The following is an 18,238-nucleotide window of genomic DNA, read 5'->3' as shown; positions in this document are numbered from 1 at the left end:
GCATCCCTCCTTAGGACTCGTGCCGGGATCCCCCGAAGAGGCCCAGCACCCCGGCTATGGCCGGCGGCAACAGCCACAGCGGCCGGTGGATCAGAAGGCGGAACACCGCCTGCACGCTCTCCGCCAGGTCCCGCCGCAACGCAAAAAGAAGCGTCGCGGCAAACAAGGCGTGCAGCGCGGTGAGCAGCACGGCGCCGGCGGCCACCTCCTTGGCCGCGCCGGCCAGGGGGTGCCGTCTCCCGCCGGCGGCCAGGTCCGTCGCCCGCTCCACCGCCGTATTCACCAACTCGGCAGACAGCACCAGCGCAATCGTGCCGCCCAGGTAGGCCACCTCCCAGCCGGATACGCCCACCGCGTAAGCGGCCACCGCCGCGCAGGTGCCGGCGAACACGTGGAACCGCAGGTTCGGCTCTTCCCGGTACGCGCGCACCAGCCCGCGGCCTGCATCGCGAAAGCGCGGGAGGAGCGCCTTGTGCCGGAAAGGCCGCCCGCTCATCGGCTCAGCCCCAGTCCCGCCAGGATCTCCTCCGTCTTGGCCATCATCCTGGCCTCGTCCTCCGGGGTCTGGTGGTCCCAGCCCATCAGGTGGAGCATGCCGTGCGCCGTGAGAAAGCCCAGCTCCCGCTCGAACGAGTGGCCGTATTCGGCGGCCTGGCTGACGCAGCGCTCCAGCGAGATGACGATGTCGCCCAGAGGCATGGGTTCGCCCTCGGGCAGGTCGCCCATGTCCTCCCCTTCCAGCTGCGAGAAGGAGAGCACGTCGGTGGGGCTGGCCAGCCCCCGGTGGTCCCGGTTCAGATCGGTGATGGTCTCATCGTCCACGAGCGTGACGGAGACGGAGACGTTGGAGCCGAGCCCGGCCCCGGCCAGCTCCAGGGCCCGCTCGGCGACCCGGCGGATCAGCTCCTCGTGCTCCTCTGTAAACTCCACGATCTCCTGGTCGTTGTTAACCCAGATCTCCATCGGTCGTATCCTCCGTATCCTCCGCGGCGCCGGCAGGCCCGGCGGCTGCCCCAGCCTGCCCCGCACCGGTCTGCGCGGCCGTCGATCCCTCCTGGCCGGCGCCGGCCTGGGCCGGATCGGCGCCCTCGGACGGCTTCTGCTGGCCGGGGTAGTCGATGCGGGCGTGGTGGACGCCGCTCAGCACCTTCACGAACACCCGGGCGATGGTGTCCAGCTCCTTCAGGGTCAGGTCGCAGTTGTCCAGCTGCCCCTGCTGGAGCCGGTCGTTGATGATCCGGCGCACCTGCTGCTCGATCTGATCGTGGGAGAGGTGGCCCTTCTGCCGCATGGCCCGGACCGAGGCCTCACACCCATCCGCGAGCATGCAGATGGCCGTCTCCCGGCTCCGGGGCTTGGGCCCCTCGTAGCGGAAGTCCTCTTCGAGCACGTACTCGGATGGGTTGTTCTGCGACGCCATGTGGTAGAAGTAGCTGACCAGCATGGTGCCGTGGTGCTCGGGGATGAAGTCGACAATCTCCTGGGGCAGGCCGGCCTCCCGGGCCAGCTCGACCCCTTCCTTCACGTGGCTGGTGATGATCATCGCGGACAGGCTCGGCGGCAGCTTGTCGTGAGGGTTCTCGCCGCCGAACTGGTTCTCCACGAAGAAGGCCGGCCGCTTGATCTTGCCGATGTCGTGGTAGTATGCCCCGACCCGGGCCAGGACCGGGTCGGCACCGATGGCCTCTGCGGCCGCCTCGCACAGGTTGGCCACGAGGATGGTGTGGTGGTAGGAGCCCGGCGCCTCCACCATCAACCGCTTCAACAGCGGGTGGTTGGGGTTGGAGAGCTCCAGCAGCTTCAGCGGCGTGACGATGCCGAACAGCGTCTCAAACAGCGGCAGGGCGCCGGTGGCCAGGATCGCTACCAGCAGGCCGTTGCCCGCGCCCAGGGCGACGTCCCGCCACACCTGCCAGTCGAGCAGCGGGGCCGACTCCAGCAGGTTCAGGGCCAGGACCGTCACCGCGTTGGCGACGCCCACCATCAGGCCCGAGCGGTACAGGTCGTTCCGGCTCTCCACCCGGGCGACGGTGTAGACGCCCACCGCCGACCCCACGACCCCGACGGCGACGGCACCCACCTGGGCGGACGAGGCGAAGATGCCCAGCAGCACGGCGAGGAGCACGGACTGCAGTAGGGCCACCCGGGGATCCAGCAGGATGGCGGCCAGCACGGCGTTGAGGGCAATGGGCATGAGGTAGGACGCGCCCTCGCCCAGCTGCACGGAGAAGAGGTTCATCGCCAGGGAGAGGAAGAGCGTGATGAACCCGATGAGCCCCAGCAGCATCAGCTTGGAATCCCGCTCCAGAAGCTCCGGCCGCCAGCGGGAAATGGAGACGGCCATGACCGCCACCGCCACCAGCGACATCAGGGCGGCGCCGGCCCAGCCCTGGTAGCTGGCCTTCTGGCCCACAAGCCCCAGGTCGACCAGGGCCTGGTACTGGTCCTCAGTGATGGTCTTGCCCTTTTCAATGATCAGCTGGCCGGGTTGCCACCAAACCTCGGGGACCTCCTGCGCGGCCCGCGTGCGCAGCCAGTCGGTCTGCTCCTGGTCCTGCACCATGTTGGACTCGATCCGGCTCTTCACCAGCTCGCGCACGAACTGGGCGAGATTCGGGTCCTCGACGGCCAGGATGAAGGGCTCCGCGCCGCTGTCGATGCCGACCTTGACGCGGGCCACGTCCCGCTCGTACACGTCCTCGCCCAGCGCTGTACGCAGGAGCGCGAGCGCCTGCTCCTCGACCAGGTCAATCGCCGCATCATCGGCCGTCAGGAGCGCCTCATAGACCTCCTCAGGCAGCACGGCCAGCCGGATCCGGTCGGCCAGGTTCTGGGCTCGGGTCCCCAGGTCGATGGCGGCCTGGCCCCTGATCCGACGGATTTCCGTGAAGATCGCCTTCACGTATCTCTCGGCGTTCTCCAGCACCGCAGGCTCCCGCTTGTAGACGGGGGTCACGGCCTGCTCGGCGGCCTCCTGCCGCTGTCTGGTCAGGATCTCATTGAACACCGCCCGCGGCGCGCGCACGTCCCGCGGCGCCACGTCGCCCACGTTCACGTCCAGGCGGGCGGGCACGGTCTGGTTGCCCAGGACCAGCGTCAAGAGCGCGAAGAAGAAAACCCCCCAGATCACCCTGCGGAGGCGGGAGTTCTTCCAGCGGCTCTGTCCGGTCAGGCTCTCGAGGCGTTCACGAAGCTGCTGCCATATACGCATAGATCTGACTTGGGAGGGTCTGGCTTTACCGTCCCGCTACCCCCCATCTCACTGGGTCTCCGACCCGTTCGGCCGACCGGCCCGGGGCCGGGGCGGATGCGAGCCAGTCCCACCGCCCCCTGCGGCCTCGTAGGCCTTGATGATCAGCTGAACCAGGTCGTTGCGCACCACATCTCGCTCCGTAAGGTAATAGAAGGATATACCCGGCACGTTGCGGAGGACCCGCTGGACATCCACCAGCCCGGACCGGGTGCCCTCGGGCAGGTCGATCTGCGTGATGTCGCCGGTCACCACCACCTTCGAGCCGAAGCCCATACGGGTCAGGAACATCTTCATCTGCTCCGGGGTGGTGTTCTGGGCCTCGTCGAGGATGATGAAGGAGTCGTCCAGCGTCCGCCCCCGCATGAAGGCCAGCGGGGCCACCTCGATGACCCCCCGGTCCATCAGCCGCTCGAACGTTTCCGAGCCCATGATGTCGAACAGGGCGTCGTAGAGCGGGCGCAGATACGGATCCACCTTCTGCTGCATGTCGCCCGGCAGGAAGCCGAGCTTCTCGCCGGCCTCGACCGCGGGCCGGGTCAGGATGATGCGGGCAACCTCCTTCGCCTTGAAGGCGGCCACCGCCACCGCCATGGCCAGGTAGGTCTTTCCCGTGCCGGCGGGTCCGATGCCAAATGTTACGCCACTGCGCCGGATCGCGTCAACGTACTCCTTCTGCCCGATGGTCTTGGGCCGGATCTGCTTTCCCCGGTACGTCGTGACGATGACGTCCGTGAGCGCGTCGGCAAGGGGCTTCTCGTCCCCCTCCCGGGCCAGTCGCACCGCGTAGCGGACGTCGCGCTCGGTCACCCGCCCGCCGCGCTCCTGGATGGCCGTCAGCCGGTTGAAGAGCCGGACCACCCGGCCGACCTCGTCCTCCTGCCCCTTGATGATCACCTCGTTGCCCCGGGGCACGATGGTGACGTCGAAGCCCTCTTCGATGAAGCGCAGGTGCGAGTCGTTCAACCCGAATAACTCGCGTGCGCGGTCATTATCTGCGATCAGTATCCGCCTTTCCTGGGTCTCATCCAACCCGGTCACCTGCCCATGGTAAGCATCGGCCCCTCCAGGGGAGCGGAGACCTCCTCCAGCGTCTCGACCGTGACCAGAATGCCCACGTAACCGCCGTCCTGCTGGACCACTTCCGCCCTGAGCGGCGTCAGCACCCGATCGTTGGGCCCGAGAATCCAGGCCAGCCGCCTTTCCATGGCAGCACGCGCCCGCTCCGTCAGCACCTCCACCGGTACGGGCTCCGCCCGTGTCGAAACCTCCAGGGCCTCACGAATCACGATTTCGACAGGTGGGGACCAATTCCTCCACTGTCCCGGGGCGAGGGTCCGGGTGGTGACCTCGTACTCGGCAAACGGCACGGGGCCGCGCCCGCGTAGTATTATGGACCGGCCGTTCCAGTTCAAAACCCACTGCACGTGCCGCCGGCCCGTCGGCTCCTTCACCTGCTCCACCGCCGGGTACTCGTAGTACTGGCGGTAGGCGACCCGCGCCTTCACCGCCGCCTGAGCGACGACCGTCCGGGCCAGGTCCGTGCGCGGCGGCGGGGGCGTACCCGGAATGACCACCGGGCGTCCGCCGGCCCAGTAGCGCAGGGCGCATTCCACCAGCATCTCCCCTGGCTGCACCACATCCCCCTTCTTCACCAGGGGCTCCCCCTGCAGCGGAATCACCTGCTCCACCACCCCGGCCTTGCGGGCTACCAGGTGGACGCACTGCGCCTGGTCGGGGGGCGTGACGGCCCCCTTCTCCACCACCTCAATGACCGCCCGCGTGCCGTCCACCCGCACCACCGCCCAGGAGAGCTCCTCCACCCGGGACTTCAGGTGCTGGGTCACATGGTCCAGGTCGATCCGCGCCTTCCACGCGCCCTGGCGCAGCCCCGCCTCGGCGGCCACGGCCAGGATGGCCCGCGGGTCGAGGTAACCGGGACCGTTGATACGCACGTCCACCACCCAGAGGTGGCTGCCCGCCCACACCAGGGCCGCCAGGCCGCCCAGGGCGCCGGCCAGGAGGAAGGGGCGCCGCCGGAGCCGCCGGGTCAGGAAGGGCAGGCCGTGCCGTGCGCGGATGCGCACGCGGCACCGGCCGGCCCGGGCGACGGGGCGCAGCTGGAAGAAGTCCGCCAGCATCATTGTAGCATGCAGCCGCTCGGGCGTCCTGCGCAGATCCCACAGCAGGATGCCCTCTTCCAGGCAGCCGTTGAGGAACCGCTCGATGTCCCCACCGGTCACCTCGATGCGCAGGGTGCCGAGCAGATAGCGGACCAGCCGGCGCAGCATGCTACGCCCCACCCCCTTCCGGCGGGGCGTAGCGCAGCCCGTCGATCCGGCCCAGGATGACCGCCTGATCCGGCGACAGGAAGCCGATGCGCAGGTCGGCGCCGTCGACGGTCATCTTCCCCTCCGGCATCCGCAACACCACCCGCTCCGGCCGGTACTCCACCAGGCCCCGGTGGTTCTCCACCACCAGCTCCATGCTGCCGATCAGGACGGCCCGCGGCACGTCCAGCACCGCGTCGCCCGGCAGCTCGAGAAGGGAGACCAGCCGCTCCCCCAGGGTTCTCCGCCGCTGCTGCAAGGGGCTGCCCCCCTTCCTGTGCGATGGCAAGTCCACTGGCAAGGTATGCTTGCCGGAGGGGAAACTAGAAGTGGCCTGCACCGGCCTCATCCCTCCCGGCGGTGGAACCCCCGGTCAGGCCCCGGCGTCTAGAAGCCGAGGAAGAAGTCAGCCCCCGGCCCCTGGCCGCATCTTCCCCGCGAAGGGAGGCCGAATCATGCCCAGGAGAACCCCCACCTCGCTGCTTCTGGCTCTCCTCATCCTCCTCTCGGCGTGCAGCCGCAGCCCCGGGCCCGGCCCGGGCAACTCAGCGCCGGGCGCGGACCACGGCGCCGGTGCGGCCGCCCTGGTGGTCGCGGCGCCCGAGGATCTGGCGCTCCCGGCGCTGGACGGCGTGGACGTGCTGCGCACCCCCGAGCCGGCCGCGGCGCTGACCAGGGGCGAGGCGGACGCGGCGGTGATGCGCGGCGACCCGCCCCCGACGCTGACCGCGCTGCCGCTCCGGACCGTGGAACGCATCATCATGCAGGGCTGGCTGGATGAGCCCATGGCGCTGACGCGCGCGGAGGCCGAGGCCCTGCTGGCCGAGCTGGGTCCGCCGGGCGAGCCGGGGAGGGGCGCGCTGGCCGCGGGCCGGCTCGCGGACCTGCGGCCGGGCTGGCGGGCGGTGCCCGTGGACGGGGTCGCCCCGACGCCCCAGAGCGTGCGGTCGGGGGAGTACCCCCTGGCCGACAGGCTGGTGCTGGCCTTCAGGCCGGAGGATGCCGACCGCGTCGCACCGCTCGGCGCTGCCCTCCGGGATGCCCTCGGCGCCGGTGGGACGGGCGGGGGCTTGGGGGCGCAGGAGTGGGCCTCCCTCTCGGTGGTCGGCGATATGATGCTGGCCCGGGGCGTGGCCCGGGCCATGCGGGAGAACGGCACGCTGTACCCCGTTGAGAAGGTGCGGGAACACCTCGCCGCCGCGGACCTGGCCTTCGCCAACCTGGAGTCGCCCATCGGGGTCAAGGGCCGCCCCCTGCCGGGCAAGCAGATCTGGTTCCGGGCGGAGCCCGAGGCCGTTGAGGTCCTCCGAGCGGCGGGGCTGGACGGGGTCACGGTGGCCAACAACCACATCCTGGACTACGACGAAGAGAACTTCCTCGAGACGCTGGACCTCCTGGCGGAGGCCGGCATCCCGTGGACCGGGGGCGGCCGGGACCTCGCGGAGGCCCGCCGGCCGCTGGTGCTGGAGGCCCGGGGCGTCCGCATCGCCTTCCTGGGCTACAGCGAGTTCGCCGACCTCTTCTTCGACTGGGACTACCCCCGCAGTTTCGCCGCCACGGAGGACCGTCCCGGTGTTCCCGCCATCCGGGAGGACTGGCTCGCCGAGGACATCCGGGCGGCCCGGGAGGTGGCGGACGTGGTCGCCGTGGCGCTCCACTGGGGGGTCGAATTCGTCAACTCCCCCACGGAGGAGCAGCGGCGGCTCGCCCGCTACATCGTGGACCAGGGCGCCGACCTGGTCCTGGGCTCTCACCCCCACGCCATCCAGGGCTTCGAGATCTACAACGGCGGGTTCATCGCCTACAGCCTGGGCAATTTCATCATGGACCGGCAGGACACCGACCTCGCCCGGGAGTCGATGATCCTCGACTTCCTCATCGGGCCGGACGGCGTGAAACAGGTGGAGGTGCACCCGGTCTGGATCGAGGCCGAACAGCCCTCCATCATGCAGGGCGAGGAAGCCGCCCGGCTGCGGCAGAAGATGCAGGAGATCTCGGGGTGGTAGGGCGGCGGCTCCCGGGCCTCTACCGGTTCCGCATGGTCGGGAACAGGATGACATCGCGAATGGACGGCGCCCCGGTGAGCAGCATGACCAGCCGGTCCACGCCGATGCCCAGGCCGCCCGTCGGCGGCAGGCCCACCTCCAGGGCGGCGAGGAAGTCCTCGTCCATCGGGTGCGCCTCCTCGTCGCCCGCCTGCCGCTGCGCCAGCTGCGCCTCGAACCGCCGGCGCTGGTCCTCCGGGTCGTTCAACTCCGAGAACGCGTTGGCGATCTCCCGCCCCTGCACGTACAGCTCGAACCGCTCGGTCAGCCGTGGATCGCGGGGGTCGCGCCTGGCCAGCGGGGACGTCTCCACCGGGTGCCCGAGGACGAAGGTGGGCTGAACCAGCCGGTCCTCGGCGTACCGCTCGAACAGCTCGGCCAGCAGCCCGCCCCAGGTCGCAGCCTCCACCTCGTATCCGGCGGCCTCGGCGGCGGCCCGCACCGCCTCCGCGTCCCTCCGCTCGTCCCCCGACGACCCGAGGGCCATGACGTCGATGCCCGTGGCCTCCTTCACCGCCTCGGCCATCGTGATGCGCCGGAAGGGGCCGGTCAGGTCGATCTCCCCGGCCCGGAGGCTGCCGTTCACGGCCCGGGCCGCGTTCTGCACCAGCCGCTCGGTGAGGTCCATCATGTCCCGGTAGTCCGCGTAGGCCTGATAGGCCTCCAGCGAGGTGAACTCCGGGTTGTGCCGGGTGGAGAGCCCCTCATTGCGGAAGACCCGGCCGATCTCGTAGACCCGCTCCATGCCGCCGACCACCAGCCGCTTCAGGTGCAGCTCCGTGGCGATGCGGAGGGAGAGCTGCCGGTCCAGGGCGTTGTGGTAGGTCAGGAAGGGGCGGGCGGCCGCTCCGCCCGCCAGCGGCACCAGCACCGGGGTCTCCACCTCGATGAAGCCCAGCTCGTCCAGCGTGCGGCGCAGGCTGGCGACGATGCGGGACCGCGCCTCGAAGACGGCCCGGCTCTCGGGGTTGACCAGCAGGTCCAGGTGGCGCTCCCGGTAGCGGAGCTCCACGTCCCGCAACCCGGCATGCTTGTCCGGCAGCGGTCTGAGCGCCTTGGTCAGCATGGTCAGCGACTCCACCTTCACCGTCAGCTCGCCGGTGCGGGTGCGCATCAGGACCCCCTCCGCGCCGACGATGTCGCCCAGGTCGAGGTGCTCCCAGACCAGGCGCTCCCGTTCGCTCAGCTCCGGAAGCCGCAGGTAGATCTGCAGCCGGCCGGAGCCATCCTGCAGGTGGGCGAACCCGATCTTGCCGTGGGACCGGACGGTGACGACCCGGCCCGCCACCCGCGCGGGAATCCGTGCGGCGTCCAGCTCCTCGGCAGACGCCTCCCCGTACTGGCGGCGCAGGTCGCCCATCAGCCGCCGGTCGCCGAACCGGGTGCCGAAGGGATCGACCCCCGCTTCCCGCAGGGTGCGCATCTTGGCCCGGCGCGCCTCCCGCAGTTGCTCCTCTCGGGACAGCATACAGCCAATCCTCCTCCTCCACAGTCGGAAAACATGACAAGGCCTCCGTCCCGCCGTCGGGACGGAGGCCTCTGCTCCGCGGTACCACCCAACTTGGCCGCGGGAGAACCCGCGCGGCCCACCTCACCCGGCGCTCCCGCACGAAGAACGCCTGGCTCCCGGTATCGGGGGAGAAACCGGCCTCGTCTACTGCCCCGGCGCGCCGGGGGTTCGGGAGGCAGCTCCGGGGCCTTATGCGCAGGTCTCCGCGGGTCGGAACTCGCACCGTCCGTTCCGCTCTCTGTGCCCGGGACAACCTGCGCAGCGGAGGGCATCCCCCGCCCCCTTCATCGCCTTACACCATATGGAAGCTAGACTACCCCGTCCGGGGCCGACTGTCAACGGTCGGAAGCTGGAATCCCCGGCGGCGTCATGCCGCCGCAGCCGCATGGCTACCGGGTCGCGTACAGGATGCCGATGGTGCCGGGCCCGCAGTGGCTGCCGATGACCGCGCCGGCCCGGGTGACGAGGACCTCCTGGACCTCCGGAAGGATGCGCCGGATCTCGGCCACCATGTACGGCGCGTCCTCGTGCGGCGAGTCCGGGCTGGTAACAAAGACCCGCTCCGGGCGCACCCGCCCCTGGGCGGCGTCCTCGGCGAACCGCTCCAACATCCAGTCCAGGGCCTTCTTGCGGGGCCCGCGGACCTTGGCGGCAACGATCATCCCGCCGTCCACGACGGAGATGACAGGCCGGATCTTCAGCAGGGTGCCGACCAGGGCCGCGACGCCGCTGCACCGGCCGCCCTTGTGCAGATACTCCATCGTGTCGACGACGAACGATGAGCGCACGCCTGCCTGATAGGTCTCGAGGTCGGCCAGGATCTCCTCCACCGACTTGCCCTGCCGGACCAGGTCACAGGCGTGCAGCACCTGCAGGCCGATGCCGGTGGAAAGGTTCCGGGAGTCGAACACGTGCACCTGGCCGGGGAAGTCGGCCGCGGCGATCCGGGCATTCTGCAGGGCCGCCGAGAACTTGGCCGAGATGCTGATGTACAGCACCTGGCTGCCGTCTGCCGTCGCCTCCTCAAAGTGGCTGCGGAAAAGCCCGGGGCCGGGGCTGGCCGTCTTGGGCAGTTGGTTCCGCTCGGTCACCATCTGGAACAGCCGCCCGGTGTCCATGTCGACGCCGTCGTGGTACGTCTCTTCCCCGAACTGCACCAGCAGGGGCACGACCCGGACGCCGTGCGCCTGCAGCAGTTCCGGGGAGAGGTCTGCCGTCGAGTCGGTCATGATGCGAATGGAAGGCATGCCTTACGACCTCCGTCCGAGCAGGTTCACATGATCAATCTTACCATACCTTTAAGGACAACGGCGCGTCCCGTTCGCCTGCCCGGACGGAAATCGATCAGTCCGCCCGGGCGCTGGCCGCCTGGGCCGCCGGAGCCGGCTCCGGCCGCAGCTTCTGGTAGCCGTAGATCCCCGCCGCCAGGTAGAACAGGGCGTACCCCAGCATCGTCGCGGCTGCCCCGAAGCGGTCGGCCAGGACGCCGGCCAGGAGGGTGCCGACGATCATGATGAGGGAGCTGATCGTGCCGAAGGAGCCGAAGATCCGCCCGCGCACGTTGTCCGGCACCAGGTCGGCGATGGCCACCTGCAGCCCCACGTTGATGGCGCCGCTGCCCAGACCCAGGAGCAGCAGGAAGGCGGAGCTGGGGATCAGGCTCCGGACCACCACCGCCCCGGTGGCGGTGAACCAGACGTAGCAGCAGCCGAGGCTGAACAGGTGCCGCCAGTGAACCCGGTTGCCGACGGCCCCGATCGCGAACGCCCCGAGCACCGCCGCACCGCCGAAGAGCGCCATGACGAACCCCAGCTGCTCGGCCGCGACGCCCAGCGTGACGGTGAAGAACGTGACCAGCAGCACGTTGCTGCCCGAGTCGCCGAAGTTGGCGATGCAGAGGCCGGCCAGCAGGTGGAGGAGGTTCGGACGCTCCCGGACCACGGCCGCGGCTTCCCGCAGGTCCCGGACCAGCTTGGCCAGGGGCGAGGCGGCCGGGCGGGATCCGGCCTCGGCCGGGGCGGTTTCCGGCGCCCGCATGGTGGCGTGCAGCAGACCGGACGCCAGGAAGAGGCCGGTGTTGATGGCGAACACCCCGGCCGGCCCGACCAGCCCCAGCAGCACGGCGCCCAGGCCGTTGCCGAACAGCATGGCCAGCCGCTGGGTCATGATGTTGAGGGAGCCGGCGGTGGCCAGCTCCTCCCGCTGCACCAGGCGGGGCAGGAGCGCCGAGCTGGCGGGGCCGAAGAAGGCGGCGGCCACGGCGGCGGCAAAGTCGATCCCGATCAGGGCCAGCGGATCGTGCACGAACATCATGCTGAACATCAGTGCCGCGCGCACCAGGTCCGCGGTCACCATGATCAGCTTGCGTGGCAGCCGGTCTGCCAGCACCCCTGCCACAGGGCCCAGGAGCAAGGTCGGCAGCATGTTGCCGACGACCACCAGCGAGGTGTAGAAGCCCAACCGGTCCGGATCCTGGCTGAAGAGCTTCACCAGCGCAAGGGTGTTGAAGAAGTCGCCGACGTGGGCCAGCGCGCCGGCCAGCCAGTAGCGCAGGAAGTTGCGGTTCCGCAGCAGCGACAGATACCGGGTCACACTCACCACTCCCTCTCCGTTTCCGGCCCCGTTTCCTGGCTTCATGGTACCGGGGACCAGCGGCACGCAAATCGTCCATGCGGGAGCAAGTGAGATCGTACGTTGGTACGACACCGGCATCGGACGGGCAGACTACGCCCGGGGGGTGTCTCTCTGGTCAACCTCTTTTCTGCCCGGGCCGGGCCCGGAGCGCCGTTGACGCTGGCGCTCCTGGCGCTGCTGGAGCACTCGGACCGGTCGGTGCTGGAGGGGTTCCTCGCCCTCGCGGGCCTGAGCCCGCCTGAGGGCGCGGAGGCGTCGTTTCACTACCCGGCGCCGGACGGTCCACCGGGCGCGGGCGAGATCCGGCTGGGCGACCGGCGCATCCGGGTGGCGGCGGTGGCCCCCGGCGAGCCGCCGCCGGAGTTTCCGCCCGGAACGGCGGAGGGGCTGCTGGTCGGCGGCCCGGCACCTGCGGGTCCCGGCGGCCTTCCCGGGGCGGAGGAAGGCGAACCGGTGCGCCGGCTCTCCTGGGAGCGGCTGGACCGCTGGCTCGAGGAGGCTGCGGCGGTGCACGACCCCGACACCCGGACCGGCTTCCTTATCCGCCAGTTCCGCGCGTACCTGCCCGAGGCCGGCATCACCTGGTTCCGCGGATTCGACGCCGAGGAGCTGGACCGGGCGCCCCGGGCCTTCCGGGAGCTCAGCGCATTCCACCGGCGGGTCGGGGAGCTGTTCGAACAGGTCGGCTCCGGGTTCGCCGCCTCGTGGCCCCTGCTACGCACGGCCCGCCCGGAGGACCTGCTCGCGGGGTACTGGTTCCGGGACTACGCGGTCGGCTCCGGCGGTGGCGACTTCCTGCGCGTGGCGCTGGACCTGGGGGCTGGCGAGCTGCAGATCGCGCTCTGGTTCGAGCCGGGCGGCGGGGCCCACGGTCGGCTGCAGCTTGCCCTGGCGGAGGAAGGCGGCCTGTCCAGGGCGCTGGCCCGGCTGACGCCGCCGCCGGTGCTCCGGCTCTGGTCCGCCGCGGATGAGCGGCACATCCCCGTCGGGGACCTGGACCCTTCCCGGATCCATGCCGTGGACTGGGAAGCCTACACCGCCGCGGTGCAGGTCGCCCGCCCCCTGACGGACCTGGCCGGCGAGGGGCTGCCGGACCGGCTTGCCGGCTGGACCCGGGCGCTCCTGGACGCCCTGGCACCGGTGCTCTCCGAGGTGGTGCACTGAGGCACGGCCGCCACCGCCGCGCCGCAACGGATCGAACTGGCGCAGAATGGGCAGGGCCCGGCAGTTCGGCCGGGCCCCGCCCGCGCACACGCCAGTCCCGATCACCTTCCGTACGGCCGCAGGGCCCTGGGTTTGCCCAGCACCTCGGCCAGCAGCACGGCCCGGGCCAGCCCCTCCCGGGTGGACAGCAGCGCCGCCGCCTCCCCCGGATCGACCGCCGGACCGGCATCCGCCCCGGTGGGAGCCCGGGCCGTTCCCCCGGCGTCGCCGCCCGCAGACCGCTGCAGGGAGCTCCGCAGGGCGGAGGGGGCAACCGTCGGGCGCAGCCCCTCCCGGGGGACGCCCTCTGACCCGACGCCCTCGGACTCGAACCCCTCCTGCCGGAGACCCTCGGTCTGGAGGCCCTCGGTTCCGAAGCCCTCCGTTCGGACACCCTCCGTCAGGAAGCCCTCCATGCCCGCGGCCTCGGTCCGGGCGACCTCCGGCGCAGGGGGGCGTCCGGCGCCTGCCGGCGCCGGGAGGCGGCGCTCCACGTCGGAAGCCGCCGGCCCGCGGCCGGACCGGCCCGGCCGATCAGGCAACCCCGCGTCCGGAAGCTCGTGCCGCCGCCGGGCGGCGCGCCGGGAAGACGGAGAACCGCCCTCCAACCGCTCCTTCACCTTCGCCCAGCCGCCGCCCAGGATCATGAGCACGATGAGCCACAGCAGATCTTCCAGGGCGCATCACCTACTTCTGGTCCTGGCCGCCCGGCTGCCCGCCGCGCTGGCCGCCGCCCAGGGCCTCCCGCATGGCCGTGTCGGCCTGCAGGTTCTGCATCATCAGGTATTCCATCACGCCGATCCGGCCCTCCCGGAGCGCCTGCGCCAGGGCCCGCGGCACCTCGGCCTCGGCCTCGACCACCTTGGCCCGCATGCGCTGGGTCTCGGCCCGCATCTCCTGCTCCTCCGCCACCGCCATGGCCCGCCGCTCCTCGGCCTTGGCCTGCGCCATGACCTTCTCCGCCTCGGCCTGGTCGGCCCGGAGCCGGGCGCCGATGTTGGCGCCCACGTCCACGTCGGCGATGTCGATGGAGACGATCTCGAACGCAGTGCCCGCGTCCAGCCCCTTGGCCAGCACGGTGCGGGAGATCATGTCCGGGTTCTCCAGCACCTCCTTGTGGCTCGCGGCCGAACCGATGGTGGAGACGACGCCCTCGCCGACCCGGGCGATGATCGTGTCCTCGCCGGCGCCGCCGACCAGCCGGTTGATGTCGGCGCGCACCGTCACCCGCGCCTTGGCCCGGAGCTCGATGCCGTCCTGGGCGACGCCGGCCACCACGGGGGTCTCAATGACCTTCGGGTTCACCGACATCTGCACCGCCTCCAGCACGTTGCGCCCGGCGAGGTCGATCGCGGCCGCCCGCTCGAAGACCAGGTCGATCCCGGCCCGCTGTGCCGCGATCAGGGCGTCGATCACCCGGTCGACGTTGCCGCCGGCCAGATAGTGCGCCTCGAGCTTGTCGATGCTGATCTCGAGCCCGGCCTTCTCGGCCTTGATCAGGGCGTTGACGATGCGGTGGGGCGGCACCCGGCGCAGCTTCATGCCGATCATGTAGAAGATGCCGACCCGCACGTCGGCTGCGGCGGCCGAGATCCAGAGGCCCACGGGGACGAAGCTGAAGAACAGGACGAGCAGCAGCAGAACCACAAACGTAAGGATCAGATAACCGAGTCCAGGCATGGACAACCCTCCTCACCTATTTGGCCATCGCCCGCACGACGATGCGGGTTCCTTCGACCCGGACGATCTTCACCGGCACCCCGGCAGGGATAAATTCCCCCTCGGTCACCACGTCCAGCCGCTGGTCGTCGAACACGGCGGTGCCCGCCGGCCGGAGCACGGTCAGGCTCACGCCCTCCCGCCCCACCAGCCGGGCCCGGTCCTCAGCCTGAGCCGACCAGTCCTTCGCCGTGTCTTTCAGCGTGAGCACCTTGCCCAACCCCCGCCGGCTGATGGCGCGGATCACGGCGAAGAGCACGAAGGCGGAGGCGACGGTCGTCCACGTGAGGTACCGCCAGGCCAGACCGGCCGAGGGGGCCGCCAGGAAGATGGCGCCGCCGAAGGCGACGATGCCCGCCAGCCCGAAGATGCCGAAGCCCGGCGTGAACAGCTCTACCCCTAGCAGCACCAGCCCGCTGATTGCGAGGGCGATCTCCACCCAGCCCGCCGTACCCACCAGGGCGTTGCCCAGGAAGAAGAGCGTGAGGCAGACGATGCCCAGGGCGGCCGGCCCGGTGAGGCCCGGCTGCATGAACTCGATGCCGAAGGCGATCACGCCCACCACCAGCAGCAGGATGGCGACCCAGGGCGTCGTCAGCACCCGCCCCACCTGCTCCGAGAAGGTCCACTGCGGCTCCACCAGCTGGAACTGGGCGATGCCCGCCTGGCGGATGGCGTCGTGCAGGCTGTCGGCCACGCCGTTGGCGTAACCGGTCGCCACCGCCTTCTGGTAGTCCAGCGTGAGCAGCACATCGGTCTGCCACGGCATGGGGTGGTCCTTGTCCACGAATGCCCGGGCGATGTTCGGGTCCCGTTTCCGGTACTCCGCCGCCGAGGTGAAGTAGTTGACGACCACGGAGAGCGACTTGTAGTCGGCGGTCTCGCCGGTCAGGGCGTTGCGGGGCTCCGCGGCGCCGATCACCGCGCCCGGATGCATGAAGAGGTACTCGGCGGCCGTGGCGATCAGGGCGCCGGCCGAGACGGCGTCGTTTTCGACGTAGGCGATGGTCTTCAGGCCGTTCGGAGGATGGAGCAGGCGGTCCTTGATCCGGGCCGCGCTCTCCACGTAGCCCCCCGGCGTGTCCAGCACCACCGCGATCGCGACGGCATCCGGATCCGCCCCCGCTTCGTCGAAGACGCGGTCGGCGAACTGCGCCAGGCCCGGGTCGATCACCTGCCCGTTGTCGATGCGCAGGACGTAGACCTTACCGGACCCATTCTCCGCACGGGCGCCGGGCGCCCCGGCAAGCGTCAACACGAGGCCCAGCAAGAGGGCCAGGGCGGGCCAGAAAGCCTTTCGCTGGCGCATGGGCATCACCTCCAGGTGGTGGGCCGGGGGCCGCGGGTCACCCCGGCGGTTAACGGGATGGGTCGTCGTCACGGACCTGTCCGTCCGGCGGAACGCAGAGCTCCACCTGCACCAGGTTGGTGTGGAAGGAGGCGCCGCCGCCCATGTCAGTGGGCCGGTCCGTGGTCAGCACGTTGATGCCGACGCCGTCGGGCATGTGGCGGGACCACCAGATGCTGGGCGAGACGGCCACACCGGGCTGCGACCAGTCGCCGACCTGAGCCTGCAGCCGCACCGAACCCCGGTCGTTGAAGACCCGCACCCAATCACCGCTCCGGATGTTCCGGGCGGCCGCGTCCGCCGGGTTGAGGAAGATGGTGGGCGCCCCCTCCCGCTCCCGCATCCGCGGCAGGTTGGCGAAGGTGGAGTTCAGGAAGTGGTGGGCGGCCGGCGTAATCAGGGCGATCGGGTACCGGGCTGCCAGCTCCGGCGAGCCGTCGGCGGACTCCGCCGGGGGCGTGTACTCCACCACGGGGTCCAGCCCCAGGTCCGCCAGGGCCTGGGAATAGAATTCCACTTTCCCCGACGGAGTAGCGAACCCACCCTCGGCAAACGGCGCCGCCGGCCGGGAGACCTTGATGAACCGCTCCTGCCTCAGCCGCTCCAGGGTGATCCCCTCCAGGAAGGGGCTGCCGCCGGAGAGCGCCTGCCGGATCAGCTCCTCGTCGCTGTCCTGGAAGCACGGCTCCGTGAACCCCATCGCCCGGGCCAGCCGGCGGAAGAGCTCGGTGTTGGGCACCGCCTCGCCCAGCGGCTCGATGACCGGCTCGTTGAGCTGCACGTAAAGGTGCCAGTACGAGGTCATCAGGTCGGTCTGCTCGAACTGGGTCGTGGCGGGCAGCACGATGTCCGCCCAGCGGCAGGTGTCCGTGAAGAGCTGCTCGTGGACCACGGTGAACAGGTCTTCACGTGAAAGACCCGCCAGGACCTTCGATTGGTTCGGCGCGACACTTGCGGGATTCGAGTTGTACACGAACAGCGCCATGACCGGCGGGTCCGTGAGTTCGGTGAGGGCCTTGCCCAGCTCGATCATGTTGATGGTCCGGGGCGGCGGGGACGGCATCAGGTCAGGACGCCGCAGGGCAAAGGAGTTGAGGCCGTAGGAGCCGGAGTTGGAGAGCAGGAACCCGCCGCCCCGGTCCCGCCAGTGGCCGGTGAGGGCGGGGATCATGCAGATGGCCCGCACGGTGGAGCCTCCGTTGGTGTGTCGCTGCAAGCCATACCCCACCCGCAGCACGCCGGGGCGGCTCTCCCACCACAGCCGGGCCAGCCGCTCGATGTCGCCCGCCGGGATGCCGGTGACCGCGGCTGCCCGCTCCGGCGGCCACTCGGCCACCTTTCTCCGGAGCTGCTCGAACCCCTCCGTGTACCGCTCCACGTAATCCCGGTCGATCCAGCCTTCCCGCACCAGCACGTGCATCAGCCCCAGGGCCAGGGCCGCGTCGGTGCCCGGGCGGGGGGAGAGGTGCCAGTCCGCCTCCCGCGCCCCCTTGTACCGGTACGGGTCGATGACCACCAGCTTGGCCCCCCGCCGCCGGGCCTCCTGGATGATCGGCCACTGGTGGGGGTTGGACGAGGTCACGTTGACGCCCCAGGCGACGATCAGCCGGGCGTGCACCATGTCCTCGGGATCGGGCCCCATCTTGGCGCCGATCACCGACTTGATGGCGGCCTCGCCGGCCGCGGAGCAGATGGTCCGGTCCAGCTGGCTGGCCCCGAGCCGGTGGAAGAACCGCCGGTCCATGGAGCCGTACTGCAGCGTGCCGATGGTGCCGGCGTAGGAGTACGGCAGGATCGCCTCGGCACCGTACTGGGCGATGATGGCGCGGAAGCGGTCGGCGATGGTCGTGAGCGCCTCGTCCCAGGAGATGCGTTCGAACTGCCCGGAGCCCTTCGGGCCGGTGCGCTTCATCGGGTACAGCACCCGGTCGGGGCTGTATACCCGTTCCTCGTAGTGGTTGGTCTTGACGCAGAGGTAGCCGCGCGTCACGGGATGGTCGGGGTCCCCCATGACCCGGACCACCCGGCCGTCCTTCACATGCACCAGCATGGAACAGGTGTCCCAGCAGTCGTGGGGGCAGACCGCCCGCTTCACGACCACGCCATCCGCTCCCCTCCGGCTCTCGGGCCGGGTCTCCCTGGATACAGCCACCAGAAACCCTCCTCCTCACGCGGTGCGGCGCCGGCCAGGTCCGCAGG

15 protein-coding genes are annotated in these 18,238 nt (G+C 70.5%); 2 read left to right on the top strand and 13 right to left on the bottom strand.

Annotated features, from left to right (window positions below; all coding sequences use genetic code 11):
- Positions 1 to 10: 10 nt before the first annotated feature.
- From STH_RS02755 to yqfC, 6 genes are all read right to left on the bottom strand, one after another.
- On the bottom strand, positions 11 to 496 hold the full coding sequence (locus tag STH_RS02755; protein WP_011194666.1) for a diacylglycerol kinase family protein: 486 nt from the start codon (positions 494 to 496) through the stop codon (positions 11 to 13).
- Positions 493 to 963, bottom strand: coding sequence for an rRNA maturation RNase YbeY (gene ybeY, locus STH_RS02750; RefSeq protein ID WP_011194665.1), 471 nt, complete (start codon positions 961 to 963; stop codon positions 493 to 495). Before ybeY ends, STH_RS02755 begins: the two co-directional genes overlap by 4 nt.
- The gene (locus tag STH_RS02745) at positions 947 to 3,130 is read right to left on the bottom strand and encodes an HD family phosphohydrolase (protein ID WP_050742072.1); all 2,184 of its coding nucleotides are present in this window, start codon (positions 3,128 to 3,130) and stop codon (positions 947 to 949) included. Before STH_RS02745 ends, ybeY begins: the two co-directional genes overlap by 17 nt.
- Positions 3,131 to 3,259: 129 nt before the next feature.
- On the bottom strand, positions 3,260 to 4,282 hold the full coding sequence (locus tag STH_RS02740) for a PhoH family protein (protein WP_011194663.1): 1,023 nt from the start codon (positions 4,280 to 4,282) through the stop codon (positions 3,260 to 3,262).
- Between the two features lie 5 nt (positions 4,283 to 4,287).
- The gene (gene yqfD / locus STH_RS02735) at positions 4,288 to 5,541 is read right to left on the bottom strand and encodes a sporulation protein YqfD (protein WP_011194662.1); all 1,254 of its coding nucleotides are present in this window, start codon (positions 5,539 to 5,541) and stop codon (positions 4,288 to 4,290) included.
- A gap of 1 nt (position 5,542) precedes the next feature.
- Positions 5,543 to 5,839, bottom strand: a complete 297-nt coding sequence (yqfC, locus tag STH_RS02730; RefSeq protein ID WP_011194661.1) for a sporulation protein YqfC — start codon at positions 5,837 to 5,839, stop codon at positions 5,543 to 5,545.
- Positions 5,840 to 6,035: 196 nt separating this feature from the next.
- On the opposite strand from yqfC, the gene STH_RS16780 reads away from it, so the two are divergent.
- Positions 6,036 to 7,586, top strand: coding sequence for a CapA family protein (locus tag STH_RS16780; RefSeq protein WP_011194660.1), 1,551 nt, complete (start codon positions 6,036 to 6,038; stop codon positions 7,584 to 7,586).
- Between the two features lie 19 nt (positions 7,587 to 7,605).
- Here the strand turns inward: STH_RS16780 and lysS are convergent, their stop codons facing one another.
- The 3 genes from lysS to STH_RS02710 form a co-directional block, all read right to left on the bottom strand.
- A complete protein-coding gene (gene lysS, locus STH_RS02720) occupies positions 7,606 to 9,093 on the bottom strand; it encodes a lysine--tRNA ligase (protein ID WP_011194659.1) in 1,488 nt (495 codons plus the stop codon).
- Positions 9,094 to 9,524: 431 nt separating this feature from the next.
- Positions 9,525 to 10,382 carry a DegV family protein gene (locus STH_RS02715; RefSeq protein WP_011194658.1) on the bottom strand — a complete coding sequence of 286 codons (858 nt, stop codon included), beginning with the start codon at positions 10,380 to 10,382 and terminating at the stop codon, positions 9,525 to 9,527.
- A gap of 97 nt (positions 10,383 to 10,479) precedes the next feature.
- On the bottom strand, positions 10,480 to 11,727 hold the full coding sequence (locus STH_RS02710; RefSeq protein ID WP_011194657.1) for an MFS transporter: 1,248 nt from the start codon (positions 11,725 to 11,727) through the stop codon (positions 10,480 to 10,482).
- Positions 11,728 to 11,922: 195 nt separating this feature from the next.
- Here STH_RS02710 and STH_RS02705 point away from each other — a divergent pair, with 195 nt between their 5' ends.
- Positions 11,923 to 12,933, top strand: coding sequence for a hypothetical protein (locus tag STH_RS02705; protein ID WP_043713152.1), 1,011 nt, complete (start codon positions 11,923 to 11,925; stop codon positions 12,931 to 12,933).
- A gap of 101 nt (positions 12,934 to 13,034) precedes the next feature.
- Here STH_RS02705 and STH_RS02700 read toward each other — a convergent pair whose 3' ends face one another.
- From STH_RS02700 to STH_RS02685, 4 genes are read right to left on the bottom strand one after another with little or no spacing between them, the layout of a single operon-like run.
- Entirely contained in the window at positions 13,035 to 13,625 is a 591-nt protein-coding gene (locus STH_RS02700) for a hypothetical protein (protein ID WP_043713144.1), read from the bottom strand.
- A gap of 34 nt (positions 13,626 to 13,659) precedes the next feature.
- Positions 13,660 to 14,652, bottom strand: coding sequence for a flotillin-like protein FloA (floA, locus tag STH_RS02695; RefSeq protein WP_043713142.1), 993 nt, complete (start codon positions 14,650 to 14,652; stop codon positions 13,660 to 13,662).
- A 16-nt stretch (positions 14,653 to 14,668) separates the two neighbouring features.
- On the bottom strand, positions 14,669 to 16,000 hold the full coding sequence (locus tag STH_RS02690) for an NfeD family protein (RefSeq protein ID WP_050742071.1): 1,332 nt from the start codon (positions 15,998 to 16,000) through the stop codon (positions 14,669 to 14,671).
- 49 nt (positions 16,001 to 16,049) lie between these two features.
- Positions 16,050 to 18,191, bottom strand: coding sequence for a molybdopterin oxidoreductase family protein (locus tag STH_RS02685; RefSeq protein WP_011194652.1), 2,142 nt, complete (start codon positions 18,189 to 18,191; stop codon positions 16,050 to 16,052).
- Positions 18,192 to 18,238: the final 47 nt, after the last annotated feature.

Origin of the sequence: Symbiobacterium thermophilum IAM 14863, from assembly GCF_000009905.1 — a bacterium.
Lineage (GTDB): Bacteria > Bacillota > Sulfobacillia > Symbiobacteriales > Symbiobacteriaceae > Symbiobacterium > Symbiobacterium thermophilum.
This window is presented reverse-complemented; position numbering and strand designations above follow the sequence as displayed.